Annotated in this window: 21 protein-coding genes and 1 other RNA gene; 7 read left to right on the forward strand and 15 right to left on the reverse strand. The window is 60.0% G+C overall.

Annotation, left to right across the window (positions count from 1 at the left end; all coding sequences use genetic code 11):
* Positions 1–206 precede the first annotated feature (206 nt).
* From ACMG4N_RS01405 to ACMG4N_RS01450, 10 genes are all read right to left on the reverse strand, one after another.
* Complete coding sequence (locus tag ACMG4N_RS01405; RefSeq protein WP_414432652.1) at positions 207–3,425, reverse strand: Ig-like domain-containing protein; 3,219 nt, start codon at positions 3,423–3,425, stop codon at positions 207–209.
* Between the two features lie 12 nt (positions 3,426–3,437).
* Entirely contained in the window at positions 3,438–4,793 is a 1,356-nt protein-coding gene (locus tag ACMG4N_RS01410; RefSeq protein WP_335626207.1) for an outer membrane protein transport protein, read from the reverse strand.
* Positions 4,794–5,111: 318 nt separating this feature from the next.
* Complete coding sequence (locus tag ACMG4N_RS01415; protein ID WP_335626206.1) at positions 5,112–8,288, reverse strand: Ig-like domain-containing protein; 3,177 nt, start codon at positions 8,286–8,288, stop codon at positions 5,112–5,114.
* A 10-nt stretch (positions 8,289–8,298) separates the two neighbouring features.
* On the reverse strand, positions 8,299–9,663 hold the full coding sequence (locus ACMG4N_RS01420) for an OmpP1/FadL family transporter (protein ID WP_297765659.1): 1,365 nt from the start codon (positions 9,661–9,663) through the stop codon (positions 8,299–8,301).
* Between the two features lie 258 nt (positions 9,664–9,921).
* The gene (locus tag ACMG4N_RS01425; protein ID WP_297765656.1) at positions 9,922–11,520 is read right to left on the reverse strand and encodes an ABC transporter permease; all 1,599 of its coding nucleotides are present in this window, start codon (positions 11,518–11,520) and stop codon (positions 9,922–9,924) included.
* Between the two features lie 3 nt (positions 11,521–11,523).
* A complete protein-coding gene (locus ACMG4N_RS01430; protein ID WP_277672665.1) occupies positions 11,524–12,534 on the reverse strand; it encodes an extracellular solute-binding protein in 1,011 nt (336 codons plus the stop codon).
* A gap of 102 nt (positions 12,535–12,636) precedes the next feature.
* Positions 12,637–13,884, reverse strand: a complete 1,248-nt coding sequence (locus ACMG4N_RS01435) for an FAD-dependent monooxygenase (RefSeq protein WP_414432653.1) — start codon at positions 13,882–13,884, stop codon at positions 12,637–12,639.
* Positions 13,885–14,010: 126 nt separating this feature from the next.
* A complete protein-coding gene (locus tag ACMG4N_RS01440; protein WP_414432654.1) occupies positions 14,011–15,192 on the reverse strand; it encodes an FAD-dependent monooxygenase in 1,182 nt (393 codons plus the stop codon).
* Positions 15,193–15,260: 68 nt separating this feature from the next.
* Positions 15,261–16,586 carry a Xaa-Pro aminopeptidase gene (gene pepP / locus ACMG4N_RS01445; RefSeq protein WP_335626203.1) on the reverse strand — a complete coding sequence of 442 codons (1,326 nt, stop codon included), beginning with the start codon at positions 16,584–16,586 and terminating at the stop codon, positions 15,261–15,263.
* Between the two features lie 35 nt (positions 16,587–16,621).
* Positions 16,622–17,206 carry a UPF0149 family protein gene (locus ACMG4N_RS01450; RefSeq protein ID WP_335626202.1) on the reverse strand — a complete coding sequence of 195 codons (585 nt, stop codon included), beginning with the start codon at positions 17,204–17,206 and terminating at the stop codon, positions 16,622–16,624.
* 278 nt (positions 17,207–17,484) lie between these two features.
* Here ACMG4N_RS01450 and ACMG4N_RS01455 point away from each other — a divergent pair, with 278 nt between their 5' ends.
* The 4 genes from ACMG4N_RS01455 (at position 17,485) to ACMG4N_RS01470 (ending at position 19,219) form a co-directional block, all read left to right on the forward strand.
* Complete coding sequence (locus ACMG4N_RS01455; RefSeq protein ID WP_335626201.1) at positions 17,485–17,697, forward strand: TIGR02449 family protein; 213 nt, start codon at positions 17,485–17,487, stop codon at positions 17,695–17,697.
* A gap of 51 nt (positions 17,698–17,748) precedes the next feature.
* Complete coding sequence (locus tag ACMG4N_RS01460) at positions 17,749–18,060, forward strand: cell division protein ZapA (protein WP_035246081.1); 312 nt, start codon at positions 17,749–17,751, stop codon at positions 18,058–18,060.
* A gap of 328 nt (positions 18,061–18,388) precedes the next feature.
* A non-coding RNA gene (gene ssrS, locus ACMG4N_RS01465) (6S RNA) lies at positions 18,389–18,572 on the forward strand.
* 65 nt (positions 18,573–18,637) lie between these two features.
* The gene (locus ACMG4N_RS01470; protein WP_414432655.1) at positions 18,638–19,219 is read left to right on the forward strand and encodes a 5-formyltetrahydrofolate cyclo-ligase; all 582 of its coding nucleotides are present in this window, start codon (positions 18,638–18,640) and stop codon (positions 19,217–19,219) included.
* Here ACMG4N_RS01470 and ACMG4N_RS01475 read toward each other — a convergent pair.
* Together ACMG4N_RS01475 and ilvA are read right to left on the reverse strand one after the other, a co-directional pair.
* A complete protein-coding gene (locus ACMG4N_RS01475) occupies positions 19,203–19,349 on the reverse strand; it encodes a hypothetical protein (RefSeq protein WP_156964847.1) in 147 nt (48 codons plus the stop codon). The two genes, ACMG4N_RS01470 and ACMG4N_RS01475, sit on opposite strands and share 17 nt — an antisense overlap.
* Positions 19,350–19,646: 297 nt before the next feature.
* The gene (gene ilvA / locus ACMG4N_RS01480; protein WP_335626199.1) at positions 19,647–21,164 is read right to left on the reverse strand and encodes a threonine ammonia-lyase, biosynthetic; all 1,518 of its coding nucleotides are present in this window, start codon (positions 21,162–21,164) and stop codon (positions 19,647–19,649) included.
* Between the two features lie 157 nt (positions 21,165–21,321).
* Here ilvA and rpiA point away from each other — a divergent pair, with 157 nt between their 5' ends.
* Entirely contained in the window at positions 21,322–21,975 is a 654-nt protein-coding gene (rpiA, locus tag ACMG4N_RS01485; RefSeq protein ID WP_414432656.1) for a ribose-5-phosphate isomerase RpiA, read from the forward strand.
* A 66-nt stretch (positions 21,976–22,041) separates the two neighbouring features.
* Here the strand turns inward: rpiA and ACMG4N_RS01490 are convergent, their stop codons facing one another.
* On the reverse strand, positions 22,042–22,557 hold the full coding sequence (locus ACMG4N_RS01490; RefSeq protein WP_335626197.1) for a hypothetical protein: 516 nt from the start codon (positions 22,555–22,557) through the stop codon (positions 22,042–22,044).
* A gap of 105 nt (positions 22,558–22,662) precedes the next feature.
* The gene (locus ACMG4N_RS01495; RefSeq protein ID WP_414432657.1) at positions 22,663–23,613 is read right to left on the reverse strand and encodes an alpha/beta hydrolase; all 951 of its coding nucleotides are present in this window, start codon (positions 23,611–23,613) and stop codon (positions 22,663–22,665) included.
* Between the two features lie 70 nt (positions 23,614–23,683).
* Here ACMG4N_RS01495 and ACMG4N_RS01500 point away from each other — a divergent pair, with 70 nt between their 5' ends.
* Complete coding sequence (locus ACMG4N_RS01500; protein ID WP_335626195.1) at positions 23,684–24,343, forward strand: flavin reductase family protein; 660 nt, start codon at positions 23,684–23,686, stop codon at positions 24,341–24,343.
* Positions 24,344–24,419: 76 nt separating this feature from the next.
* On the forward strand, positions 24,420–24,848 hold the full coding sequence (locus tag ACMG4N_RS01505; RefSeq protein WP_414432659.1) for an META domain-containing protein: 429 nt from the start codon (positions 24,420–24,422) through the stop codon (positions 24,846–24,848).
* A gap of 72 nt (positions 24,849–24,920) precedes the next feature.
* Here ACMG4N_RS01505 and fba read toward each other — a convergent pair whose 3' ends face one another.
* Entirely contained in the window at positions 24,921–25,985 is a 1,065-nt protein-coding gene (gene fba / locus ACMG4N_RS01510; RefSeq protein WP_277672658.1) for a class II fructose-bisphosphate aldolase, read from the reverse strand.
* Positions 25,986–26,060: the final 75 nt, after the last annotated feature.

Raw genomic sequence — 26,060 nt, forward strand, 5'->3', positions numbered from 1 at the left:
ATGCACTTGGCAGGAGAAAGGGGCGCCACGTCCGGCACGAATGTGCCAAAAAGTCGGCAGCGGCCAGGGCACAGATCAGGATATCGGGGTCGTCCGGGCTTCGCCTTGCCAGCAAGGCGCCAACGGGTCGAGGATATCTGCTTCAGGGAAAACAAAAAAAGCCCCGGACAAGCCGGGGCATATTTCAAGGAACTACTGGAGAGAAATCACTGAATGGATGCGCTCTGGTAGCTGAGGTTGATGCCGCCCGGCGGAATCTGCAGCAACACCTTGCCACCATCGAAACCGGCCAGGGTGATCTCCAGGTCCACATCCAGGGCTTCCTGGTTTTGCAGACCGATGAACAGGCGCCCATCGGGCAGGAAGTCCAGCGGCCCTTCCAGTTGTACATTGTCGATGGGCAGGCTCTTCACATTGTGCTCCAGACCCAGCGGCAGGCTCAGTGCCGGGGCATCGAACAGCAGGTCGAACTGGATACGGAACACCAGGCCATCCGGGGTATCCACGATAAGGCCTACCGGCGGCACGGTGCGCGGGCTGTTCGGATCATTGGGATCTTCCGGCTCGTAGCGCACCCGCAAGATGTTGGGGCCGGTGGCGGTGGGCACAGGTGCCAGGCCGATGTTGTCCAGCCCGACCGCCTCAATGAGGTTATCGATGCCAGTGGCACCCAGCAGCCCATCCACAACACCCTGAAGCAGGTCACCGACCACCGGGATAATACCGAGCAATCCACCGGTTTCATCATCCGAGGTCAGTCGCAGACCAATAACCGCCGTCGCATCCAGGTTGGTCAAGGCCACGGCAGTAGGATAGATCACCACGGGGACACCCTGGTTTTCGGCATCGAAATCCAGAATTTCCGTATTCAGCAACCCGGTGATGTAAATGATCTTGTCACCGTCACACTGGGTGGGCTCACCACTGGCTACGTTGTCAAAACCGCAACCGGTATTGGCGTAAGCCACCAACCCTTCCCCACCGGTACCGCGAGGCACAATCATGGTGGCATTGGCCGGTGTATTGGCCGGATCAATGGTATCCCCGGTCAACACCGGTTCGTTGCTGTCGATCTGGAAGTTGTTGTTCACATCAGCACTGGGCAGGTTACCCAGCTCCTGGAAGATGGTATCTACAGCGGTTTCACCCCGGAACAGAATCTCCATGTCAGGGCCACCGTCTTTCAAACCGCCACCGAGCAACGGAGCCGTTTGCAGGGGAAGCCCGTCGGCGGAGCAGATGCCGGCACAACCGGTACCGCCACCATTTCCGGCCATCACATAACGGTACAGGGTGTCACCGGTGTCATCCCAGGGCTGATTGGGTGTAAAGGTGAAGCCACGGGTTTCTACTGTGAGCTCACCCTCCACATCAACCCAGGTGCCGTTGTCGTCCGCTTGTACCAACACGGTATCGCCAAGCACCAGGGTGCTCGGGTCCATGTTCTGGGAGAAACGCACCTTGACCGGGCGGTTGGCCGGCAACCCAACGATGGGCAGCTGGTCAATCACAACCTGATCCGCTTCCGGACTGGAAGACACACACACGCCTTGAGTGCCGGCGTCAATTTCGCCCTGGCTGGCAGTGCTGCTGGCGCAAGGGAAGCCCGGGTAAACGGTGGACGCGAACGGCCCACGGCGAACATCGTCGCCACCGTCATCCACCACGTATTCCGGCAGGGTGAAGTCCAGGGAGTTGTCGCCTTCCAGAGAGTCGAGCATCTGTAGCGGGTTACCGGCCAGGTCGGTGATTTCCGGTGTGGTGGTCACCACATATTCCACGCCGTATTCCACCGGGCTATCCGGGGTAATCACCAGCGCATTACCGCTGAGTTCCCAACTGAAGGGCTCGGCAACGCCACCTTTGCTGAGCATCAGCGAAGTGCCCGCGTTGATGCTTTGCGGCTCCAGAGCTTCGCTGAAGTGAATAACAATGGGCTCACCCGGTTCCATGCGGTCTGCCACATTACCCGGCTGCCAGGACAATTCCGGGCCGTTATCCCCATTCAGAACGGGAACGATGGGATTCACGGAATCGATCGGCTGGACCGGCGCATTTTCCTGATCCAGATAAGACTCCATACGGAAGCTGAGCACGCCGTAGCTGTTTTCCACACCCAACACGCGCGGCTCTACCACGGTGATGGCATCGGTATTGAGCTGGCCATCTTCAATCAGGCCGGTGCCCACCAGCTCCAGATGCATCAGGTTCTGGGTAAACGCCCCATTGGCGCGGGCGTCGGAGGTGGAGGTAGCCACATCCATCATCAGCCGCAGCTGCTTGGGTGCGTCATCGCTTTCCGCATTGGGATTGGGAAACAGGTAACCGGTAGCATCGGAAATGATCTGTACGGTTACTTCACCGGAATCAAAGCCCACCGGCACTTCACCACCGATAAACACTTCCAGCGCATCACCGGTAAGAATGCCTCCCTTCTTCACTCGCAGCGGGGTCACTTCCGGGAAATTGGGTGCAAAGGCAAGCTCGGCATACACGTCACCGGACTGCTTGGACACGGTCTTGTCCTGCAGCAGGGTGCCGATCACCGGTACGCAGTTGATCGGCTGGCCGGTCAGGTCAGAGGTGATCACCCCTTCATCCAGACACCCCAGGGAATCATCCGCCGGGGGCGCATTGGTGACCAGTACTGCCCGCTCACCGGTAGTCGGCGAGGTGGTGTCCTGGGGCACGGTGGAATGGGTAAAGGCCGCAATGGTTTCACCGGACTGGCTCATCACACCACTGACGCCCAGCTCATAGGTCTGACCGGGGGTCATGTCTTCCTGGGGGTCCACGGTAATGGCGGTGCGCCCTACCAGCAATTGCGCGGGTACCAGCTCGCCATTGCTCATCAGGCTGACCGTTTCACCATAGACCGCCGTGGAGGCATCAATGGATTTGGTGGTACGCAGCCGGAAACTGGAGAAATCCATGCTTTCGAACTGGTCGTCATCCGGGAAGATGGATTCCACTTCGAAGCTGGCGGCGGTCTGCTGAGTATCCAGCGGCCCTTCCAGGGCGGCGCGAGTAGTGAAGTTCAGTTCGCCATCCTTGAAGGTAGTGGTTTCACCGAGCACGGTGACGCCATTCATGACTACCTTGTAATCCGTCGCCGGCGCCAACGCGTCTACCGGGGTCAGTACAACACCACGGCCGTCTGCCACGGATTCCAGGGTAAAGGCCACATCCGCACCATTGGCGTCCTTGAACACGAAATTGTCGGCCGTGGCTGACACCGCATGGCTGAACTGCAATGCCACAATCGCTCGCGGTGCCACCTGTTTCTGGTCATCCAGCGGGTAGGTATAGTGCAGGTTGCGCGCATTGAAGGTGGGTGTATCGAAGCTCACCCGGTCCTTGTCCCCGCCACAGCCTGCCACCATCAAGGCGGTCAGCGCTGTCAGGGCAATATTGTTCTTTTTCATGGAACACCTCCGTTAGAACTTCACCGTGACTGCACCGGAAAACACATGGACATCGCCATCAGCGGTCACTACTTCATAGGGGTTGGCTACACCGGGGCGGTTGGTGGTCAACTCGAAATCCCGCTCTTCCAGTTTCTGGAACTGGTAACCGAAATCAAGGCGCAACGGATAAGCGAGGATCGGCGGGTTCTTGATGACCAGGGAAGAGCCTACACCGACAATCAATTTATCACTGTCCAGGTAGTTCACGTCCGGGGTCTGGATGCTTTCCAGCGGGCTTTCCTGGTAGGCCACCCCACCGGACAGGATCAGATGGTCGTTCACGGTCCATTCCGCACCGATACGCGGCACCACAATATCCTTGAACTCGGCAAAGGCCTGGTCCTTGACCGTATCCCGGGCCAGTTCGTCTTCCAGGTCACTCCAGTTCTGCTGCTCTACGGTAACAGCGGCACGGAAGTTGTCTGTGAAGTGATAGAGCAGGCCGGCGCTGAAGATATCCGGCTGGTAGGAATCGATGGTATCGATCAGCACGGTAATACCCGGATCGATCACGGTACCGGGAATGGTCAGTTTTGATTCCACGGCGGTGCGGGCCTCGGTGTGCCCCCGGAATGCAAACGCGGTTTCCAGACCGGTCCAGATGCCGCAATCTTCCTTGCCGCAGAAGACCTTGTCCCATTCCAGGTTCATGGACAGCACGGGACGGATCACCGGCTTGGCAGAAACGGTCAGCTCTTCGCGCTGGGTTTCACCCGCCAGGTTGGCGCTGGCGATCAAGGTAGCCTCAGAACGCAGGGAAATGTGCGCGGAGGCACCGGTGGTAATACCGTTGGCCAGTTCGAGGCCGCCACCGAGATTCAGGAACAATGGCTGTCGGCCGTAGTTGAAAAACTGGCCTTCCCGGCTGGTTCTGGAATCAAACGCCAGCATTTCCTCACCGAATTTCTCCACCCCGGCGATAATGGCGAAGTAGATCGGGTGCTCAAACTTGGTCATGTCGGTGAGATCGGTTTTCAGCGCAATGACCTGCTGCTGAGACATGGTGTCATTCAGTACGTCACCATCACGAATCACTGACGGCGCGCCACCGTTGGGGTTGCCCTGGCTGACGGCACGTAGTTCCTGATCGCCGTGCAACAGGCCCACGGTCAGCTCACCGCGGGGATCCCGGGTCAAGTAGGCCGGATTGTAGTAAAGCGCCGATGCCTGGGGGTTGAACATGGAAAGGCCCATGGCTGTCCCCACATCAGCGGGAAGCAGGCCATAGGTGCTGGCCGTGTTGCCCATGGCAGCAAAAACAGGGCTCGACAGGGCAGTGCTGACAATGACAGCAGCTCCCCAGCGGGTAAGGGTCTTGGTAGTCATAGCGCTTCTCCGGCGTTTGTTATTAGGGTTTTCGCCTCAGGTTAAGCTCCCAGGCGACAGGAGAACAACACGTGAAGCTATGCAGCCTCTCGCCTATTCCCCCCTGTGTATATGCAATAAGTCAAACAAAACGACGGTGCCAGCGCCGTTGGCAAAAAGTTGGGAATAGTTGAGAAAAGTAGGTGGGAGCACCGGTATTGTTAACTGATGTAACCGGGCGGTTTCGGTTTGCCTTCACAAAGGCGGGTATGTGACGGGAGGGTAGATGGCCATAAAAAAACCGGCCCGAAGGCCGGCAAGGGTTTCATCATCCAGAGATTACTGCTTGATGGGCTCACCCAGGTATTGGAGTTTGACTCCGCCAGCCGGGATTTTCAGGTAGATCTTCGGGCTCAGGATCAGCACTGACAAATTCACATCCACAGCGATATCGTTGCTGTTGAGCTGTTCGATCACCATGCGACCATCCGGCAGGAACGTCACCGGCCCGGCCAGGTTCATGGTCAACGGGTAGCTGTGCTGGTTGTGGGAACCGTCCAGCAGGATGTGCATGTAAGGGGCATCCAGATACAGGTTCACATCGGCACGGAACTCCGGGCCGTCAGGGGTTTGCACGATCCAGCCTGGAATCAGGCCCTGACGCTCCCACTCATCGAAGACAAAACTGCCATCCGGGTTCTGCTTGCCGCAGAAGTTCTCGGCATCCTCCGGCCAGGCGACACAGCTGTAACGCATGCGCATGAACTGGGTTTCCGTGGGTGTATCACTTTCTGCAATACCGAGAATTTTCACTTTCAGGGTGACCGACGACGCCTGGATCAGGGTCGGGTACAACCCTACCCTTACCGCCGGCCAGGCTTCCACGTCCGCTGTCGAGGGGTCATCGTAGGGCTCGGTAGCGCCGATCACCTCGGAGTTGAGACCGCCGACCACATGGATACCGCACTGCTCCGGCTGATCACAGATCAACGCAGGGTCGGTCACCCCTCCTTCGCTGCCATTGTTTCCCTTGCTCTGATCAATGATCAACGCCGTGGTGTTGGCACCGGGTTCGCCTCCCTGGTACCCCGGTTCGCCCACATCAAAGCGGCCATTACCATTGAGATCTGCAGTGGGCAGATTCTTGAGTGGCTGGAAGACACTGGCAACTGGAGCACTGGCAATGAAATGCAGATGCATGTCCGGCCCGCCCATGTCGCCCGCCGGCGCTCGCAGCATGGCTGTCTGCAGACGCTTGCCATCGCTGGAGCAGATAGCCTCGCCGCTGCTGCAATCATCGGGCTGCTGGGCAGAGGTCTGGTTCACGCTCATCAGGATATAGCGATAATAAGCGCCGGCTTCCCAGGGCTGGTCCGGCGTGAATACCAGGCTGCGGGTGCCCACTTTCAGTTGCCCCGTTACCCCGGTTTCACAGCTGTATTTGCGCTTGCCACCTTCGTCGTAGCGCAACGGGCGACCGGTGCTCGGGTCCAACGCCACTTTTTCCACCCGGAAACTGCCCACGTTGCAGGCATCGGTGTTTTCGAACACCACGGACTCTGCCGCGATATCCTGGGAGAAATTCACCCGGATAGCGCGATCCGCCGGTAGATGCGGCACCGGGTTACGGTCGTCATCGGTGCTACCACCCTGACAGAAGCCATGATTACCGGCTTCGATTTCCCAGTGCTCCTTGTCAGCAGCACAGGGGAAACCCGGGTAACTGGTAAGCACCATGGGCGCGGCATTGCCACCGATACGTTCCGGCAAGCTGAATGCGTCGCTCACGGGGATAACCGGGTTACCGGCCAGGTCGGTGACCTGATCGCTGACCATGGCGGTGTAGCTTTCACCAAATGCCAGCGGCGTGACCGGACGCATGACCAGCGATGCGCCATCCAGGTACCAGTCCACCGTCACATGGCTGCCATTGTGTTGCAGGCCGAAGGTATCACCGGCTCGCAGGGTGGCGGTGTCCAGTGGCTCACTGAAATTCAGGATCACCGCATCGCCGGGGCGTGCATTCATCGCCATACCCTCCGCATCCACCGCTGGCACCATGGATTGCCGTACCGGTGCGGTCATGTCCGGCACCGGTTGCGGGGCATTTTCCTGGTCCTCGTAGGACTTCATGTGGAAGCTGAGCAAGCCAAAGGCGGTTTCCTGGCCGAGTACTTTCGGCTCCACGATACCCACCGCATCAATTTCCATGCGGCCCTCTTTCACCAGTGCCATGCCGTTGAGCTCCACATGCATGAGGGTCTGGCTGAGAGCGCCATTGGCCTCCGGGTTCTCCGCAGTCATGGACACATCCATGTACAGCTTCACCTGTTTGGGCGCCTGATGGGCATCGCTGTAGGGATTGGGCAACAGGTAACCGGACGCATCGGACAGGAAGGTCACCGAGATGGCGCCGGTCTCAATGCCGGCGGCCACTTCCCCGGCCACCTTGACGGTCACGTTGGTGCCGGTGAGCAGGCTGTTGCGGGGAATGCGCAGTGGCGACACATTCGGGTAGTTGGGCAGGTGGGCCAGCTCCGCAAACACATTACCGGTCTGCATGGTGGCGTCCTTGTCACCCAGCAGGGTGGACTGAATCGGCACGCAGTTCATGGTGGCGCCGGTGAGCTTGGCTACCAGGGCACCGGAGGCGTTGCAGGGGTCGTCCTGGTCATCACTGGCACTCAGAACATCCTGTACCAGGGTAGCGCGGGGCATGGAATTACCGGCGACCCAACTCTTCTCGAAGCCACCGGTCAGCTGGGCCTGATCCACACCGCGTACCGACGAGGTGAACTTCAGGGTGTACTGCTGGCCCGGGGTAAGGTCATCCAGCGGGTCCACGGTAACCGCATTGCCCTTGACCAGCAGCGCCGCAGGCACGGTGTCACCCTGGTGCTCCAGCTCCACGGAGGCACCCGCGCCAGTGTCGCCGTACACCAGCGTGGCCGGGTCGAGCATCTGGTTGAAACGTAGCCGCAGGGTGGAAAAATCCATGAACGGCAGGGCATCACCATCGGGAATGATCTGACTGATGGCCAGATCCGGTGTAGCCATCTGGCTGGACATGGGGCCGTCTTCGCTGAGACGGGTGACAAAATCCAGGCCGCCGTCCGGGAACACCGGACTACCCTGGCTGGTTTCGATGCCATCGATGACCAGCCGATAGTGCGTATGCGCCTGCAATGGGGAAAGCGGCTGCAGGCTGACCCCCTTGCCGCTGTCCAGCGCCTGGGGGGCGCTCAAGGCCAGCCGATTGTCGCCGGTATCCGCGCAGCTATCATCCACTTGCCCACAGCGCAGCAGGGTGAAGTGACTGGCATCCACCTCCATGGCGTGGGAAAAGCGCAGTACCAGCGGCGTTTTCGGGGACAGATTCTGCTGCCCGTCATAGGGGTAACTGTAATAGACCTCGGCCTGCTGCCAACCGGCAATGGACGGGGTGTCTCCGGCATCGCCGCCACAGGCGGCCAGGGTCACGGCGGCTGTGACCAGCCATAGATTTCTTGTTCTCATCGCCGATCTCCTAGAATTTCAGGGTGATAGAGCCGGAAAAGACATGGACATCCCCGTCCGCTTCCACGCTTTCGTAGGGCTGCGGGAACGACGGCGAGCGACGGTCGTAGAGATCAAAGGTGCGCGCCTCCAGTTTCTGATACTGGTAGGCCAGATCCAGGCGCACAGGGTAGGCAAGCACCGGCACCGACTTGTAGCGGGCCGTCAGCCCCAGGCCCACAATCCATTTGTCGGTATCCAGATAGTTCACTTCCAGGGAACCGTCGGAATCCAGCGGCGATTCGCTGAACGCTACCCCGCCGGTGACCATGTAGGTGTCATCCAGATGGAATTCGCCGCCCAGACGGGGCACCACGATGTCCTTGAACTCAAGGCGATAGTCATCCTGTGCGGCATTCACCGCCTGGTCCTTGATGGTGTCGCGTTCCAGCTCTTCTTCCAGCCGTGACCATTCCTGCATTTCCACGGTCAGGCCCACCCGCCAACGATCACGACCGTAGGCCAGACCCGCGGCATAAATGTTCGGCTGGTAGGAATCCACGGTGCTGATGGCCAGGTTGATGCCCGGGTCCAGCACCGTGCCGGGGATGGTGATGGTGGAGTCCACCGTGGTGTTGGTGTTGGAGTAACCGCGAAAGCTGAAGGCGGTTTCCAGACCGTTGTACCAGCAGTTATCGCCCTCGCCACAGAAGCTCTCACCCCAATCCATGTTCATGCCGAAGATCGGACGAATGGAGGGCTTGGCAGACACGTTGAGCGTCTCGTAGCTGGTCTCCCCACCCAGGGTCGAGGTGGCCACCAGTTCTGCCTCGGAGTGCAGGGTAATGCGGGCAGACAAGCCCATATCCAGGCCACGCCAGATCTTCGTGCCACCGCCCAGGTTGAGAAACAGAGGCTGGCGGCCGAATTCAAAGTACTGACCTTCAACGGAAGTCTGGGAATTGAACGCCATCATTTCCTCGCCGTACTTCTCCACCCCCAGCATGAACCCCAGGTACATGGGGTGGTTATAGCGGGTCAGTGAGGACAGGTCGGTCTTCATGCCCAGCAGGGTGTGTTGGGAGGGTGAGTCCTGCAGCGTATCGCTGCTGCGAGGTAACGGCGCAGCACCACCCAGGCTGCTCCCACGCAACTCATGGTCCGCATGCAACAGGCCGGTGGTCAGCTCGCCGCGATCGTCATGGGCCAGGTAGGCCGGGTTGTAGTAGGTGGCGGAGACCTGGCTGTTGAACAACGACAGGGCCTGAGCAGAAGCCAGATCAGAGGGCAGCACCCCGTAAGTGGTACCGATATTGCCCATGCTGGCCAGTGCCGGCGACATGCACACAACCCCAACACCCGCCAACATGGCTGGCAGCAGTTTCCGTATTGTCATGAAGCTCTCCAAAAAAGACGCGCCCGTAACGGGGCTGTTTTTATTTTCAAATTGCATACACAGTTATGTGCGCAATAAGTTGGCATAAACGTACCAACTTTCCTTCACGAATACATCACGGCAAATGCCCAAACCGTCACCAAATTTACATATATATACAAAAATAAACGCTTCGATATCGAAGCAGGTAGGAGGATGTTCGTAGCTTTTTCGGGGGAGTTAGGCTTTTTGCAGGGGGAGCGCGGACGGGGAGGAGAATCAGTTCCGGGGCGAGTTCAGTCGTTCGGCACGTCGGCGGGTCAGTACCATCACCGGAATCAGCCCCAGCAGTACCAGGGTCAACGCCGGGGCAGCGGCTCGTTGCCACTCCCCCTCGGCGGTCAGCTCGTAAATGCGCACTGCCAGGGTGTCCCAGCCGAAGGGGCGCAGCAGCAGGGTAGCGGGCATTTCCTTCATTACATCGATGCCCACCAGTAACAGCGCCGTGAGCAGACCCGGCAGCATCATCGGCACATAGACCCGGCGCCCCACTTCCGCCGAGGATGCCCCCAGGGTACGAGCCGCCTCCACCAGGCTGGGGCGCACCTGCTGCAGGGCATTTTCCACCGGCCCGAAACCCACCGCCATAAAGCGCACCACGTAGGCCAGCAGCAACGCGGCCAGGGTGCTGACCAGTACGATGCCCAGCCCCAGATCCGCCAGCCAGCCCTCCACCGCGCTGAAGCTGATCATGATACCCACTGCCAGCACCGAACCCGGCAAGGCGTATCCCAGGGTCGCCAATCGCACGGCCACGGAGACCGAGGGTGACGGCTGATGCCGCTTCACCCAGGCCAACCAGCCGGCCAGTGTCAGCACCAGCACGGCAGCCATGGTGCCGAGCAGGAAGGTGCGCCAGATCAGGTTGAGGAAACGGGCATCCACCTGCATCAAGCCATTGTCGATAACCCAGTACAGCAGGCGACTGACCGGCAGCAGGAAGGCCAGAAACAGTACCGCAAAGGCAAACAGGGTGACGCCCCAGGCCAGCCGCGGGCGGCTGCGCAAGGTCTGGCGGCCGCCGATCTCACTGTAGCGGGCGCGGCTGCGGCCACGCCGCTCCAGCCACAGGGCCACCACCACGAATAGCAATAACAGGGAGGCGAGCTGGGCGGCGGCCTGCAGGTTGAACAGGCCGTACCAGCTCTTATAGATCGCCGTGGTAAAGGTATCGAAGTTGAAGATACTCACCGCGCCGAAGTCGGCCAGGGTTTCCATCAGTGCCAGCGCCAGACCCGCCGCGATGCCGGGGCGTGCCATCGGCAAGGCCACCCGGAAGAAGGCGGAAGAGGCCGTGTCGCCGAGGATACGGGCCTGTTCCAGCACCGCCCGCCCCTGGGCCTCGAAGGCCAGCCGGGCAAGCATGTAGACATAGGGATAGAGCACCAGGGACAGGGTGATCACCACCCACAGGGGATGACGGGCGCTGAAATCCAGGGCCGGCAGCCACTGGCGCAGGAAGGTCTGGACGGGGCCGGCGTAATCCAGCAGGTCCACCATCACGAAGGCCAGCACATAGGCGGGCATCGCCATGGGCAACAACAGCGCCCATTGCAGCCAGCGCCGCCCGGGGAATTCCAGGGTAGCCACACACCAAGCCAGGGAGACCCCGAGCAGCAGCACCCCGGCGGTCACCCCCACCATCAGGAACAGGGTGTTGCCCACCAGCCGCCACAGCACCGTGTCGAGCAGGTGCTGCCAGGTGGCCCACTGTTCCTGCTGCCAGGCGGCCAGCAGTACCACAATGGGCACCAGCACCAGCAAGGCCAGCAGCAGAACGCTGGCACCGCTGGCGGAAAGGGCTCCCCGTGTTCGCACCGGTTAGCGGTACCCGGCGCGATCCATCAGTTTGACGGCATCCACCTGCAGGGCGCCGGCCACACTGACGTTCAGATCATCCGATGTGAATTCACCCCAGGAAGCCACCTCTTCGGCGGGCTCCACGGCGGCATTCACCGGGTATTCCATATTACGGTCGGCCAGCAATTTCTGGGCCTGCGGTTGGCTCATCCATTCCAGCAGGTCGCGGGCCTTTTGCGGGTGCGGCGCATGGCGGGTGATGCCGGCACCGGAGATGTTCACGTGCACACCGCTGCTTTGCTGGTTGGCCCAGAACAGGGACAGGGGCAGCTGCGGATTATCCTGCTTCATGCGGCCGAAGTAGTAGGTATTCACTATGCCCACATCACATTGCCCGGCGACGATGGCTTCCATCAGGGCAGTGTCGTTGGAGAATACGTCGGTGGCCAGATTCGCCACCCAGCCACGCACGATTTCCTCGGTTTTTTCTTCGCCCAGACGCTGGATCATGGTCGCCACCAGGGACTGGTTGTAGACCTTCTTGGAGGTGCGCAGGCACAGGCGCCCTTTCCACTCGGGCTCGGCCAGGGCTTCGTAGCTGGACAGCGCCGCCGGGTCCACCCGGTCCGTGGAATAGACCAGGGTGCGGGCCCGCACGGTCAGGCCGAACCAGCGGTTCTCCGGGTCGGTCAGTTCCGCCGGCACATTGGCCGCCAGCACCGGGGATTCCAGCGGTTGCAGCAGATCCTTGTCCGCCGCATTCCACAGGTTGCCGGCGTCCACGGTGATCAGCATATCCGCCGGAGAGCGCTCACCTTCCGCCTGCAAACGGGCGGTCAGGGCGGCGGCGTTGTCGGTGATATAGCGGATTTTCACGCCGGTGGATTCGGTATAGGCATCGAATACCGGCTTGATCAGATGGTCATTCCGCGAGGTATAGACCACCAGTTCTTCTTCAGCGGCGGGTTCGGAACAAGCCCACAGCCCGGTAAGCATGACAGCGGCGGCGGCCAGGAACGCAACGGCTCGCATAGTAGAGGACTCCATCAAATGCATAAGGAAACAAGAATGATTCTTAATTGAGGCACAAGTATGGCAGGATTTCATGCCAAGCTCTAGCCTGATTTGCGTGCCTTACAGACCCTGAGATTGCGGCCGTGCGCGCGCCGGCAAATCCGCACCACGGCCCATGGCCTGGCTGGCAAACAGGCGCTTGAGCGGCCCGCCCTGATTGACCCAGCGCATGCCAGTGTTGCGCAGCCAGCGCACCGGCAGGGCGCGCTGGCCAAACAAGTGCTGAAAGCCGCGCATGGCATTCTGCATGAGCAGGTTCTCACCGCGGCGCCGACGCTGGTATCGGGCCAGGGCGGTACTGTCCGCACAGGAACGCCCGCAGCCAACAGCTCGCTCCACCTCTTCCGCCAGCACCGCCGCGTCCAGCAGGCCCAGATTGACCCCCTGCCCCGCCAACGGATGAATCACGTGGGCAGCATCGCCCACCAGCGCCAGGCCCGCCGCCACATAACTGCTGGCGTGGCGCTCCTGAATGGGAAAGACCGCCCGCTCGCTGAGCAAGGTGACGTCGCCGAGCGCATCGCCAACGGCCGCTTGCAGTTCGGCGGCAAACTCCGCCGGCGGCTGATCACGCAGCCCCGCAATTCGCTGCGGCCAGCCGGACCAGACAATGGAACACTGCCGCTGCTCACCCTGCTGCGGGTCACTGTAAAGCGGCAGCAACGCCAGCGGCCCGGATTCCATGAACACCTGACGGGCGCAGGCACCATGGGGCAAGGCCGTGGCGATGGTGGCCACCAGGGCATGATGACCACTGTCACGGGCTCCGCCACTGATGCCGGCCCAGTCCCGCACCCGGGAGCGGGCGCCATCGGCCCCCACCAACAGATCCGCCTGCCAGCACTGGTCTCCGGCGCGCACCTGCCAGCCACCCTGCTCACGGCGGGCGCTATCCACCGCTGCATTGCAGCGCCAGTCCAGATTGGCAAAGTCCGCCGCCCGCCGGTACAGCGCCGCCGCCAGGTGACCGTTTTCCAATAGCCAGCCCAGGGACGGCGCGCCCACCTCTTCAGCGCGGAACAGCACTTCGCCGGTGCCATCCTGATCCCACACCTGCATGGCGTCGTAGGGCTGCACCCGACTCATGTCCAGATGCTCCCAGACACCGCTGTTCTGCAGCAGCCAGTAGCTGGCCTCGGTGAGCGTGGATACCCGCAACTGCGCCGGGCCCGACGGCATCACCGGTGCGGGCGCCCCGTCCAGCACCGTCACATCCAGCCCCTGCTCCGCCAGCAACACCGCCAGCAAACCCCCGGTCATACCACCGCCGACGATGACGATGTGTTGGCAATCAGGCTGTTCTGTCATGGCCGCATTCTTCAAAGGTCGATGCTCGCTGTTGATATGTAGGAACGCCGCTACGCTCCGTGCCTACAGCAGCTTCGTAGCATGGTTTCGCTGTTAACTATTCACTATTAACTGTTAACTGCCCTTTCAAAGCCCCATAGCCCGCCGGGCAAACCCCTGCCGCAGGCCGGGCAGAATATCCATGGCGACCAGCCCCAGCTGCCGGCTGTGAGCAAACAACGGTTGCTGGACCCGGAACACTTCGGGCACCCAGCGAGACGCCTGGCTGATCAGGGCCTGGTCCTGCTCCCGGCGCTGCACGTATTGCTGCAACAGGGATAATGCCCCAGGTGCCGACGCCTCACCCACGGTGCGTGCCAGCTGAAGCAGATCGCGGACGGTCAGGTTGAAGCCCTGCCCCGCCACCGGGTGCAGGGTGTGGGCAGCATTGCCCACCACCACACCGTAGGGCACCGCCTGGGCACAGGCATGGGTGAGCACCAGCGGGTAACGCTGGCGTTCGCCGATACCGGTAATCCGCGGCGCCTCTGCCGGGCATTGCTGCTGCAACTGCGCCAGCAAAGCACCGGTTTCCATGGCCATCCAGGCATCCACCTGCTCACGGGGGCCAGTCCAGACCAGGGCAAAACGACGGTCCGGCAGTGGCAACAACGCCAACGGCCCATCGTTGAGAAAACGCTCGTAGGCAATGCCCTGGTGGTCACTGGCCAGTGACAGATTGGCGATCATGGCATCGTGGCCGGTATCACTGTCCCGGGCGCTCACTCCCATCCATCCCCGGGTGCGTGACCCGGCACCATCGGCGGCAATCAGTAACGGCGTGGTCAGGGTGCGACCGGATTCCAGGGTGGCCTGATAACCGTCTTCGAGACGGCGGATGGCGCTGAGCCGTTCCGGGGCCAGCACCTCAATGGCGGCATCCGCGTACAGGGCCCGCAACAACACAAAACCCAGCCAGCGGTTTTCCACCACCGCCCCCAGGGCCGGCACCCCTTCTTCGCTGGCGCGCAGGCGGGTAATGCCCAGCCGTGAGCGACGGGACACATGCACGGTATCAATATGGGCGGCGTGCTCGCGAATGGCGTCACCCAGCCCCAGCTCATCCAGTACCGACAGGGTACCGGCGGACAGGGCGGTGCTGCGCGCATCAAAACTGGGCGTCAGCGGCGGTTCATCGGGCAGGGTCAGCGGGTGGCTTTCCACCAGCGTCACCCCAGCGGCACCGTGATGCCGCAACAACAACGCCAGCAGCGCCCCGGCCATGCCACCGCCGACAATAAGAATGGAATCTTGCCTCTGTTCCGTCATCCAGGTTTTCCCGAAACCATTATAGAGGGTGAGCTGTAGTACCGGTTTTCGCTGTTAACTATTCACTATTAACTGTTAACTGCTTTTTTCATCACCGCTTCGATGTCCGCCACTTCCTTGGGCACCTCATGGCTAAGCACATCACAGCCGTCTTTGGTCACCACCACATCATCCTCGATACGGATACCGATGCCGCGCCACTGCTCGTCCACGCTGTCATCGTCCGGTGCCACATAGAGCCCCGGCTCCACGGTCAGCGCCATGCCGGGCTCCAGCTGCCGCCACTGATCCTGTACCCGGTAGTCGCCCACATCATGCACATCCAGCCCCAGCCAGTGGCCGGTGCGGTGCATGAAGAAACGCCGATAGCCTTCGGTTTCCACCAGCTCGTTGAACTCACCCTTGAGCAGGCCCAGGTCCAGCAGCCCCTGGGTGAGGATGTGCACCACTTTTTCGTGGGGCACGTTCCAGTGGTTGTCCGGATGGGTGGCGTCGATGGCAGCGTGCTGACTGGCCAGCACCAGTTCGTAGAGGGCCTGCTGGGCTTTGCTGAATGTGCCGTTCACCGGGAAAGTGCGAGTGATATCCGAAGCGTAGTGCTCCAGCTCGCAACCGGCATCCACCAGCACCAGGTCGCCATCCTTCAGTTTCTGGCTGTTTTCGATGTAGTGGAGGATGCAGCTGTTGGCACCGCCGCCGACGATACTCGGGTAGGCGGGGCTGCGTGAGCCGTTGCGCATGAATTCGTGGATGTATTCCGCTTCCAGCTGATATTCCATCATGCCCGGCTTGACCGACTGCATGGCGCGCACATGGGCGCCGGCAGAAATGCTGGCGGCGCGGCGCATCAATTTGATTTCGGCGGCGCTCTTGAACAGGCGCATATCGTGCAGGTGATGCGCCAGGGCAACGAACTCTCCCGGCGGCTGGGCCCCGGAACGGACCCGCTCACGGATACTGTTGACCCAGCCCATCAGGCGGCGGTCGAATTCCGCATCGTGGCCCAGGTCGTAATAGACCCGCTCGCGCCCTTCGATCAGACCCGGCAGGATCTCGTCGATATCACCAATGGGGAAGGCGTCGTCCGCATCAAAGTCTGCCACGGCACCATCCGGCCCGGCCCGGTAGCCGTTCCAGATTTCCATGGCACGATCGCGCTCGCGGCAGAACAGCACATACTCGCCATGCTCGCGGCCGGGCAACAGCACCATAATCGCTTCCGGTTCGGCAAAGCCGGTGAGGTACCAGAAATCGCTGTTCTGCCGGTAGGGGTATTCCACATCCCGATTACGGGTGCGTTCCGGGGCAGCCGGCAGGATGGCAATGCTGTTGGGCCCCATGATGCCCATCAACTCCTGGCGACGACGGGCGAATTCCTGGCGATTGATACTCAAGTGCTCTCCTTAATGCTGAAGCGATCGCAGCGAAATCAGTGGCGGGTCGGCGGCGTCTGCGGCGCGGGTGCCGGTTTGTCCTGATGGCGCATGACCAGCTCAGTGTAAATCATCAGGGCCGCCATCCGGCAGTGCTCGGCCACCTGCTCGAACATGTCTTCCTGTTCGTCCCCGTCATCGTCCGGCGTAGCCACCTGGCTGATCGCTGCCAGGTCGGACAGGGCTTCCTGGATGCCCGGCGACAGGTCCTTGTCATGGGTATTGGCCGATCCGGTACCGAACCCGACCAGAAAGCCTTCGCACCACTGGGCCACTGCCGCCACGCGCAGGCCCAGCTCCTCTTCATCGCCGGGCAGCAGCAGCGCCAGCTCGAGACCGGTACCCTGGAACCCTTCATGGAGCTGGTCACGCAATGAAAGCAGCGCCTCCGAGAGGGCGCCGTCAAAGCCACCATCAATATCCGTATGGGCCGCCAGTACACCCATCACTTCTTCATCGTGACCACCATGGCCAGTGGCAAGCAGCCCCGCCATCAGGCCCTGCAGTTCACTGGGGGAATGGGCCACACCGGCGGCAGCCAGGCCCTGGGCCAGGACTTCAAAATCAATCGGGTTGGACATGACTCGATCCGTTTTGCGGGAATTGGAAGGTTATCTCGGCCTTTTCCGGACGCCGTAAAGGTTCTCAGGCAGCCCGTGAATAATGTGCGCTAAGTGGCTACCAGTATTGAATTTCGTTGACCCTTGCAAACCCCACACCTATAGTTGAAACAACCTGTAATCCGGGTGGGAATGCCATTGCCGGAAAATACCGGCAGGGTGAGGGCCATTAAACAGGCTCTACGGGAACGCCGGGCCGAGAAAGGTCCACACCTTAGGCGAACAGCGTACATTTTGCCATGACGACGGAACAACAACTACGGCAACTGGAAGCCCGCGTCGATGACCTGCTGCGCATCAGTGCGCGCCTGCGTCAGGAAAACCAGTCCTTGCATGAACGCGAGGCAAAGCTGGTGGAAGAACGGGCCCAACTGCTGAAAAAAAACGATGTGGCTCGTAGCAAAGTCGAAGCCATTATTTCGCGTCTGAAATCCCTGGAGCAGGAGTCCTGAGCGTGACATCCTGCCTGACACTGATCCACAGCCAATGCGGTGCCCTCGGCCATGTCTAACGAAAACTCCCTGGTAATTCATCTACTGGACAAGGAGTATCGCGTCGCCTGCCCGGCCGGTGAACAGGACAACCTGCTGGCCGCCGCTCGCTATCTGGACAAGCAATTGCGTGAAGTTCGCGATGCCAACGTGATCGGTCTGGAGCGTATCGCCATCATGACCGCCCTGAACATGAGCCACGAACTGCTCAACGCCCGCAAGGCGGTGTCCGAAGACTCCGAAAGCGAAGCCCGCGTCCAGGCCCTGCTCACTCGCCTGGAAGACGAAATCCAGGCCTTCGAAGACGCCCGCCGGAAGCTTTAATTCTCCGTCTCTACAACGCCGCCGTAGGAACCGAGCGTAGCGAAGGTAACAGCCGCAGGCTGGCCCGAAGGGTGAGCGAAGCGAATAACACCTCTCGAGGTGCGAATCCGAGCCCAAGCGAAGGTAAGGGCTGGGTCGCTCGCATTGCTTTCTTGAAAGACCTGTCGAGCGGGATAATCCCTGATCGCCCTGCGGGCGATTTCCACGCTGACGCGTGGTTCGTCCCCTGGAAGGGAACTCCTACAGCGACTCCGAGTAAAGGCCAACGAAATCACTTTCCTGTCAAGTCCTGACCTGTCCCCGGCACCACTGTTATACTGCACCCGAGTGCTTCCTGGCCCGTTCGCCAGAGGGTCATGTCCCCGAGCCGATAATGTAATACCCGGGGGCAAACATTGCCCTGCCTGTGTGCATGTCCGCCTATTGAGCGGAAAGCCTGAGGGTGGGGCTGCTGCCTCCACCTTGAACCTACGGTTCAAGGGTCAAACCCGCAGCGGCGGACCGGGAAGCACCCTTTCTTATTTCTCTTGAGTCGTTGATTTCAGAATGGACGACTCAAGCTTATTCTGGCCCGCTCATGACCGCAGCCTTGCGGCGGCAACTGCGCCGCCAGTTCCGACAGCAACGCCGTTCACTGACGCCCGGGCAACGCCGCCGGGCCAGCCATCGTTTCGGCCGTCGGCTGGACCAGGCACTGGGCCATCGCCCTGCCCGCCACCTGGCTCTGTATCTGGCTAACGACGGCGAGCTCGATCTGCTACCCGGACTCGAGCACAACCGCTTCCAGCTTGCCACTACCTACCTGCCCCGCCTGGACCCGATCCGCCGTGGCCATCTGCAGTTTCGCCTCTGGCAACGCCACCACCCCATGCGCCCCAACAATTACGGCATCGCCGAGCCGGCACACTACTACCGGGGCCGGGCACTCTGGGCACTGGATGTGATTCTGCTGCCGGCGGTGGCGTTTGACGCCCGCGGCTATCGGCTGGGTATGGGGGGAGGGTATTACGACCGCACGCTGGCCGAGCTGGCGCGCAGACCAAGGCGTCCCAGGCTGGTGGCCGTGGGTTATGATTTTCAGAGGGTAGGCGAGGGAACGCTACCGGCGGCCCCATGGGACCAGCCGGTAGATCTGACTGTTACTACTGGATGTGACTGACAACAACGCCGGCGCTATCTGCGTAGCGTTGGTAATCGTTTTCGTTGCCGCCGTAGGTCAGGCTGCTGATCAGCACGCCCAACCCGAATATCACAGCCAGTAGCACCAGGGCGTCCGGCTTCTTCTTCATTTTCTCTATCCCCAAAAAGCGGTACAGCAATATTCAAAGTGACCCGGAAGTCGTAACAAGAGTGTCACCTTAAACCTATTACAAAATGTAAAATGCCAACCGGGTCAAAATTTGATCATTTCGCAATGTAAAGTCAAGCACTTAGCTGGCTTTGCTGACGTTTCTTAACAAAAAGGCCCATTAACTGGCTAAAAACACCCGCTTTAACCGCAAATAGTGATTGTGCCAACTATTTCACCTCTAGCCTTTCAGTAAAGTCGCCATGGAGTGACCGAGCCACCGCTATTTAGTTCAGTGTTAGTCCAGAAACAGGCGATAGGCCGGGTTGTCGCTTTCCTCCACCATGGGATAAGGCACCTTTTTCAGATCCGCCAGCAACCGGGAATGTTTTCCGGCCTCCACCTGAAAGCCCACCAGTACCCGGCCATAGGCGGCGCCATGGTTACGGTAGTGGAACAGGCTGATATTCCACTTCTCCCCCAGGGACTGGAGAAACTTCATCAGGGCGCCGGGGCGTTCGGGAAACTCCACCCGGAACAGCCTTTCCTGCATGTCCTGGCGTGGCGCGTGCCCCCCAACCATATGGCGGATATGCAGCTTGGCCATTTCGTTGCCGCTCATATCCACCACCGGATAACCACGCTCTTCCAGTTCGGCCATCAAGGCTTGAAGCGCCTCACCGCCCGGTCGCAACTGGATGCCCACAAAGATATTGGCATCCCGGTCATCGCTGTAACGGTAATTGAACTCGGTAATGCCACGCCGACCCAGGGCCTGGCAGAAGGCACGAAACGCACCGGGGCGCTCGGGAATGGTCACCGCCAGGATCGCCTCGCGCTGTTCACCCAGCTCCGCCCGCTCGGACACATGGCGCAGGCGGTCGAAGTTCACATTGGCGCCACTCTGGATCGCCACCAGGGTCTGGTTCTCCACCTGATGCTTGGCCACCCAGTTCTTCAGGCCGGCCAGCGCCAGGGCGCCGGCCGGCTCACAGATGGCCCGGGTATCCTCAAAGGCATCCTTGATGGCCGCGCAGATTTCGTCGGTGGTGGCGGTAATCACCTCGTCCACGTGATGACGAAGGATCTTGAAGGTTTCCTTGCCAATCTGTTTCACCGCCACGCCATCGGCAAACAATCCCACCTCAGGCAGGATGACACGGCGATTTTTCTCCAGCGCCACCTTCAGGCAGGCGGCATCTTCCGGCTCTACCGCGATGATTTTCACATCCGGGCGCACATATTTCACATAAGCCGCCACGCCAGCGGCCAGCCCCCCGCCACCCACGGGAATAAAAATGGCATCCAGGTCACGGCTTTGCTGACGGAGGATTTCCATGCCAATCGTGCCCTGCCCGGCAATCACGTCCGGGTCGTCATAGGGGTGTACAAAGGTCAGGTTGTCGCGCGCTTCCAGCTTGCGGGCATGAGCGAGCGCCTCATCAAAACTGTCGCCGTAGAGCACCGCCTTGCCACCATGATTGCGCACCGAGTTCACCTTGATGTCCGGTGTGGTTCGCGGCATCACAATGGTGGCCTTGATACCCATGGAACTGGCCGCCAGCGCCAGACCCTGAGCATGGTTGCCGGCGGAGGCACAGATGACCCCGCGCTGAAGCTGCTCATCGTTGAGCTGACAAAGCTTGTTATAGGCGCCGCGCAGCTTGAAGGAAAACACCGGCTGCAGGTCTTCCCGCTTGAGCAGCACCCGGTTGCCAATACGCTTGGAAATCAACGGCGCCGCATGGATGGGGGTTTCCACCGCCACGTCGTAGACGCGGGATTGCAGTATCCGTTTGACGTATTTATCCAGCATGGGGAGTTCCGGGTTGGTGTTTGGTGCGCAGAAGGGACTAGTCTAGGGGCTGGCCGGGATAAATGCGATAGGTCAGGGACTCTCCAGGGTCGAGTCATTGCCACGCCTGCCCTATAATTCCCGCACATTTCTTTCACCCGCACGACAGGACAATTTCATGGACCAGGATGCGCTGAAAAAACAGGTCGCCGAGGCGGCGCTCCGCTTTGTACAGGAAGGCGAAGTCATCGGCGTGGGGACCGGCTCCACCGCCAACTTCTTCATTGACGGCCTGGCCACCCTGAAAGACCGCATCAAGGGTGCCGTAGCCAGCTCCGATGCCACCGCAGACCGACTCAAGAGTCATGGCATTGCGGTGCTGTCACTGAATGACGTGGACAGCCTGCCGGTGTATGTGGACGGCGCTGATGAAGTAAACGGCCACCGGGAAATGATCAAGGGCGGTGGCGGCGCATTGACTCGCGAAAAAATTGTCGCCGCCGTGGCCCGACAGTTCGTCTGTATTGTTGATGGGTCCAAACAGGTAAAACGGTTGGGGAAATTCCCGCTACCGGTGGAAGTGATTCCCATGGCGCGCTCTCATGTGGCGCGCAAGCTGGTCGCTCTGGGCGGCCAGCCGGAATACCGGGAAGACTTTGTTACCGACAACGGCAACATCATTCTGGACGTGCACAATCTGGATATTCTCAATCCCATCGAGATGGAAGAGAAGATCAATAATATTGTCGGCGTAGTGACCAATGGGCTGTTTGCCAAACGCCCTGCGGATGTGGTTCTGGTAGGCGAGAACGGCAGCGTCAATCAGTATTAAATGCTGTAATTCACGCAATAAAAAAGGGCCGCAAATTGCGGCCCTTTTTTTCGCAAAGCGAATGACTTAATCCCAGAAGTTGAACCAGGCTTTTTCGCTGGCGTTCTCTTTGGCATTGGCATTCACATTGGCGTCAGCCTTGGCACCATTGGCATTGACTTCGGCACTGGCATTAACGTCAGCTTCAGCGTTAGCCTTGGCGGATTCCTTCATATCTTCAGCAGCTTCACGCTCTGCTTCCATGCGATCTTCTGCGGCTTCGCGCTCTGCTTCTGCACGCTCTTTGGCCGCTTCTTTCTTCGCTTCAGCCTCTTCCTTCATGGCTTCTTTCTTGGCCTTGGCTTCTTCTTTCTTCGCTTCAGCCTTCTCTTTCATGGCCTCTTTGCGAGCCTTGGCCTCTTCCTTCATTTGTTCGGCCTTGGCTTTACCAGCATCACGCTGATCACGGACAGACTGCTCAGTGGCTTTGGCATCCGCTTCGGCGTTAACAGCAGCGTTGATACCCGCGTTCAGGTCGGCTACCGCTACCTGGCTCATCATTGCAGCACCGGCGGTCATTGCCAGCATCCATTTCTTATCCATGCTTTGTCTCCTTGAAACAACATTCAAAAGGCATATTGCCAATATGTGACGCTACCATCGGGAAATTTGCCCCGCAGCTCAAGTAACAAAGCGTAAAATCGATAATCAGTCGAGATATTGATCGATAATCGCGAAAATTTTCCGGCGAAACCCCTCATCCTCGTTCACCAGCTGATGGCGCGCTCCTGGCAGCATATGGATATGCGGATCCTGGAATTTTTCCTGAATCACCTTCAAGTTATAACGCCAGTCGACGGTTTCATCCATGTCGCCCTGTATCACCACCGGCGACACCTTAATTCGTGATGCTTTCTCAAAACCCGGCAGCCATTTTTTCAATGCGGATACCCAGACTGCGGACATCCGGCGCGCCTGGAGCGGATCCTGATTTTCAAGAAAATCCAGAAAGTCCGGGTCATTGGAGTTGATGGTGAAAACCCGTTTGATGCTGCGCGCAAAGGGACGGATAAACGTATGTAACCAGCGCGCTGACGACCATTTGAACGGTCGTACCAGTGGTGCCAGCAGGATCACATGCTCAAAGGGGTTGGCATCGCCGTCACCGCGGCTTAACAGATAGTCCATCACGATAGCGCCGCCGGTACTCTGGGCAATCACATGCCAGGGCCCGGGAAAGTGGTTATCCGCCAGCGACAGGCATTGCTCGAGCACATCCCGGTAGGTACGAAAATCATCGATCACCGCCTGGGGCCCGGAACTGAGACCGTGGCCGGGCAGATCGTAGGCCAGCACCGCATAGCCCAGTTCCAGCACATGACCAATGATATGGCGATACAGCCCCACATGGTCGAAGTAACCGTGGCAAACCAGCACGGTGCCGCGCGGCTCCTTGGGACGCCAGGCATGCACCGACAACTGGTGACCGGCCGCCTCGAAATAGCCGAACCCATGCTCCAGGTTCGGCAGATGCTCTGCGAAATTCAGGCCATAGTAGGCGACGTAGCGCCGGGTGGATTCACTGAGCGGGTCAAAGGCTTCCCAGTTGAGCGGCTGCCACTGCTGAACAATATGTTCACGGTCGAAAGGATTTGCCATAGCCGGTAACGGGTCTCCACGGTTTACTCACGGCAGCTTCTGATAATACGGCGCCAGGAGGACGCACACCATGCACCTGACCGCCGATACTCTCAAGGACCTGCCACGCCAACAACGGGTCAACCTGATCAACAGCCTGTCCGGCTTCAAGAGCGCCAACCTGCTGGGCACCCGTGCCAGCAATGGCCAGGAGAACCTGTCCATGGTCAGCTCCTGTTTCCATCTGGGCGCCGACCCGGCCCTGGTCGGCATGATCATTCGCCCCCACTCCGTGGACCGGCACAGCCTGGAATACCTGATGGAAACCGGCTTCTATACACTCAACCAGGTGCATGGCGATATGGTCCCTGCCGCCCACCAGACCGCCGCCCGCTACCCGCGTGAGGTGTCCGAGTTCACGGCCACCGGCCTGACCCCGGCTTACCTGCCTGATTTCCCGGCGCCGTTTGTGGAGCAGGCACGCATCCGCCTGGGCATGGTGCTGCTGGAAACCCACACCCTGCAGATCAACGACACCGTGATGGTGATTGGCGCCATCGAGCATATCCAGTTACCCGGCTATGCCCTGGGCAGTGACGGTTATGTGGATATCGAGAAGGCAGGGACTGTGGCCCTTTCCGGCCTGGACAGCTATCACCTGACCCACCGTCAGGCACGCTGGAGCTACCCTAAACCGGACCAGCCCCTGACTCACCTTGAGCCGGTTAACCCGGTCAACGATCAGGGTTAGCCTACCAAGGGAAACTATTGCACCCTATCGGGGACTAATTACGCACCCAATACCGCGTCATCAAGAAGGACCCGATATGCAACCACTAAAACTTTCCCTGCTGGCAGGCGCCGCCATGGCTCTGGCCGCCTGTAGCAACCATCCCGCAGGAACCACTGCCATGGTAACCACCGAGCAACTTCAGGGCAGCGCCTGGCAAGTCAACACCGTCAATGGTTCCGAGGTGGGCGACGCACTGGTCACCCTGAACTTCCACGAACCCGGCCGCCTGGCTGGCAAAGCCGCCTGCAACAACTACATGGCCAGCTATACGCTGGAGGATGACAATTTCACGGTGAAGACCGGTGGCGTCACCATGATGGCCTGCCCACAACCGCTGATGAAACTGGAGCAGCAGTTTCTGGATGCCCTGGACGCAGTGAACCAGGCCGATCTCAGTGAGGACGGGCAACTGATCCTCAGCGGCGCTGACGATGTCAGGATCCAAGCCTCCCGTCAGAAATAACCGCGCCAGACACAACAAGGCCCCGCATTGCGGGGCCTTGTTGTTATACCGGTGCTGTTTTGCCGCACTGGATTACTTGACGCGCGGATCCAGCTCGCCGGCTTCGTAGCGCATGAACATGCTTTCCAGGCTGATCGGTTTGATCTTGTCCGCATTGCCGGCGGTGCCAAAGGCTTCGTAACGGTCAATACAGATATCACGCATGGCGGTGATGGATTCTTTCAGGTATTTGCGCGGGTCGAATTCAGCCGGGTTATGGGCCAGGAAACGACGAATCGCACCGGTAGACGCCAGGCGCAGATCGGTATCGATGTTCACCTTGCGCACGCCGTGCTTGATGCCTTCCTGAATCTCTTCCACCGGCACCCCGTAGGTCTCCGCAATCTCGCCGCCATACTCGTTGATGATGGCCAGCCAGTCCTGCGGCACGGAGGAGGAGCCGTGCATTACCAGGTGGGTATCCGGGATACGCTTGTGAATGGCCTTGATCTGTTCGATGGCCAGAATGTCGCCGGTGGGCGGACGGGTGAACTTGTACGCACCATGGCTGGTACCGATGGCGATCGCCAGGGCATCCACCTTGGTTTGCTTGACGAAGTCCGCCGCTTCTTCCGGGTCGGTCAACATCTGATCGTGGCTCAGGGTCCCTTCGGCACCGATACCGTCTTCTTCACCGGCCTGGCCGGTTTCCAGGGAACCCAGGCAACCCAGCTCGCCTTCCACGGAGACACCGCAGGCGTGAGCCATGGCCACCGCGTCCTGGGTCACGCGCACGTTGTAGTCATAATCCATCGGCGTCTTGCCATCTTCGCCCAGGGAGCCATCCATCATCACCGAGGAGAACCCCAGCTGGATGGAACGCTGGCACACGGAGGGGCTGGTGCCGTGATCCTGGTGCATTACCACCGGGATATGCGGAAACTCTTCGGTGGCCGCCAGAATCAGGTGACGCAGGAAAGGGGCGCCGGCATATTTCCGGGCGCCGGCGGAAGCCTGCACAATCACCGGGGAATTGGTCTGGTCCGCGGCTTCCATGATGGCGCGCATCTGTTCCACGTTATTGACGTTAAAGGCCGGTACGCCATAGCCATATTCGGCGGCGTGATCCAGCAACTGTCGCATGCTTACGAGTGCCATTGTGTTTCCCCTTCGGTTCCGTGGGCAGCGATGCTGCCCGTTTCCTGTTCAGTCATTGCAAAGGCCGCCGTAGCA

This window comes from Alcanivorax sp. IL2 (assembly GCF_047495475.1).
Taxonomy (GTDB): domain Bacteria; phylum Pseudomonadota; class Gammaproteobacteria; order Pseudomonadales; family Alcanivoracaceae; genus Alcanivorax.

Coding starts and splice junctions, on each gene's coding strand:
- ACMG4N_RS01405 (WP_414432652.1), bottom strand. CDS start 3,425: ATGAAAAAGAACAATATTGCCCTGACAGCGCTGACCGCCTTGATGGTG.
- ACMG4N_RS01410 (WP_335626207.1), bottom strand. CDS start 4,793: ATGACTACCAAGACCCTTACCCGCTGGGGAGCTGCTGTCATTGTCAGC.
- ACMG4N_RS01415 (WP_335626206.1), bottom strand. CDS start 8,288: ATGAGAACAAGAAATCTATGGCTGGTCACAGCCGCCGTGACCCTGGCC.
- ACMG4N_RS01420 (WP_297765659.1), bottom strand. CDS start 9,663: ATGACAATACGGAAACTGCTGCCAGCCATGTTGGCGGGTGTTGGGGTT.
- ACMG4N_RS01430 (WP_277672665.1), bottom strand. CDS start 12,534: ATGCGAGCCGTTGCGTTCCTGGCCGCCGCCGCTGTCATGCTTACCGGG.
- ACMG4N_RS01435 (WP_414432653.1), bottom strand. CDS start 13,884: ATGACAGAACAGCCTGATTGCCAACACATCGTCATCGTCGGCGGTGGT.
- ACMG4N_RS01440 (WP_414432654.1), bottom strand. CDS start 15,192: ATGACGGAACAGAGGCAAGATTCCATTCTTATTGTCGGCGGTGGCATG.
- ACMG4N_RS01450 (WP_335626202.1), bottom strand. CDS start 17,206: ATGTCCAACCCGATTGATTTTGAAGTCCTGGCCCAGGGCCTGGCTGCC.
- ACMG4N_RS01455 (WP_335626201.1), top strand. CDS start 17,485: ATGACGACGGAACAACAACTACGGCAACTGGAAGCCCGCGTCGATGAC.
- ACMG4N_RS01460 (WP_035246081.1), top strand. CDS start 17,749: ATGTCTAACGAAAACTCCCTGGTAATTCATCTACTGGACAAGGAGTAT.
- ACMG4N_RS01470 (WP_414432655.1), top strand. CDS start 18,638: ATGACCGCAGCCTTGCGGCGGCAACTGCGCCGCCAGTTCCGACAGCAA.
- ACMG4N_RS01475 (WP_156964847.1), bottom strand. CDS start 19,349: ATGAAGAAGAAGCCGGACGCCCTGGTGCTACTGGCTGTGATATTCGGG.
- ilvA (WP_335626199.1), bottom strand. CDS start 21,164: ATGCTGGATAAATACGTCAAACGGATACTGCAATCCCGCGTCTACGAC.
- rpiA (WP_414432656.1), top strand. CDS start 21,322: ATGGACCAGGATGCGCTGAAAAAACAGGTCGCCGAGGCGGCGCTCCGC.
- ACMG4N_RS01490 (WP_335626197.1), bottom strand. CDS start 22,557: ATGGATAAGAAATGGATGCTGGCAATGACCGCCGGTGCTGCAATGATG.
- ACMG4N_RS01495 (WP_414432657.1), bottom strand. CDS start 23,613: ATGGCAAATCCTTTCGACCGTGAACATATTGTTCAGCAGTGGCAGCCG.
- ACMG4N_RS01500 (WP_335626195.1), top strand. CDS start 23,684: ATGCACCTGACCGCCGATACTCTCAAGGACCTGCCACGCCAACAACGG.
- ACMG4N_RS01505 (WP_414432659.1), top strand. CDS start 24,420: ATGCAACCACTAAAACTTTCCCTGCTGGCAGGCGCCGCCATGGCTCTG.
- fba (WP_277672658.1), bottom strand. CDS start 25,985: ATGGCACTCGTAAGCATGCGACAGTTGCTGGATCACGCCGCCGAATAT.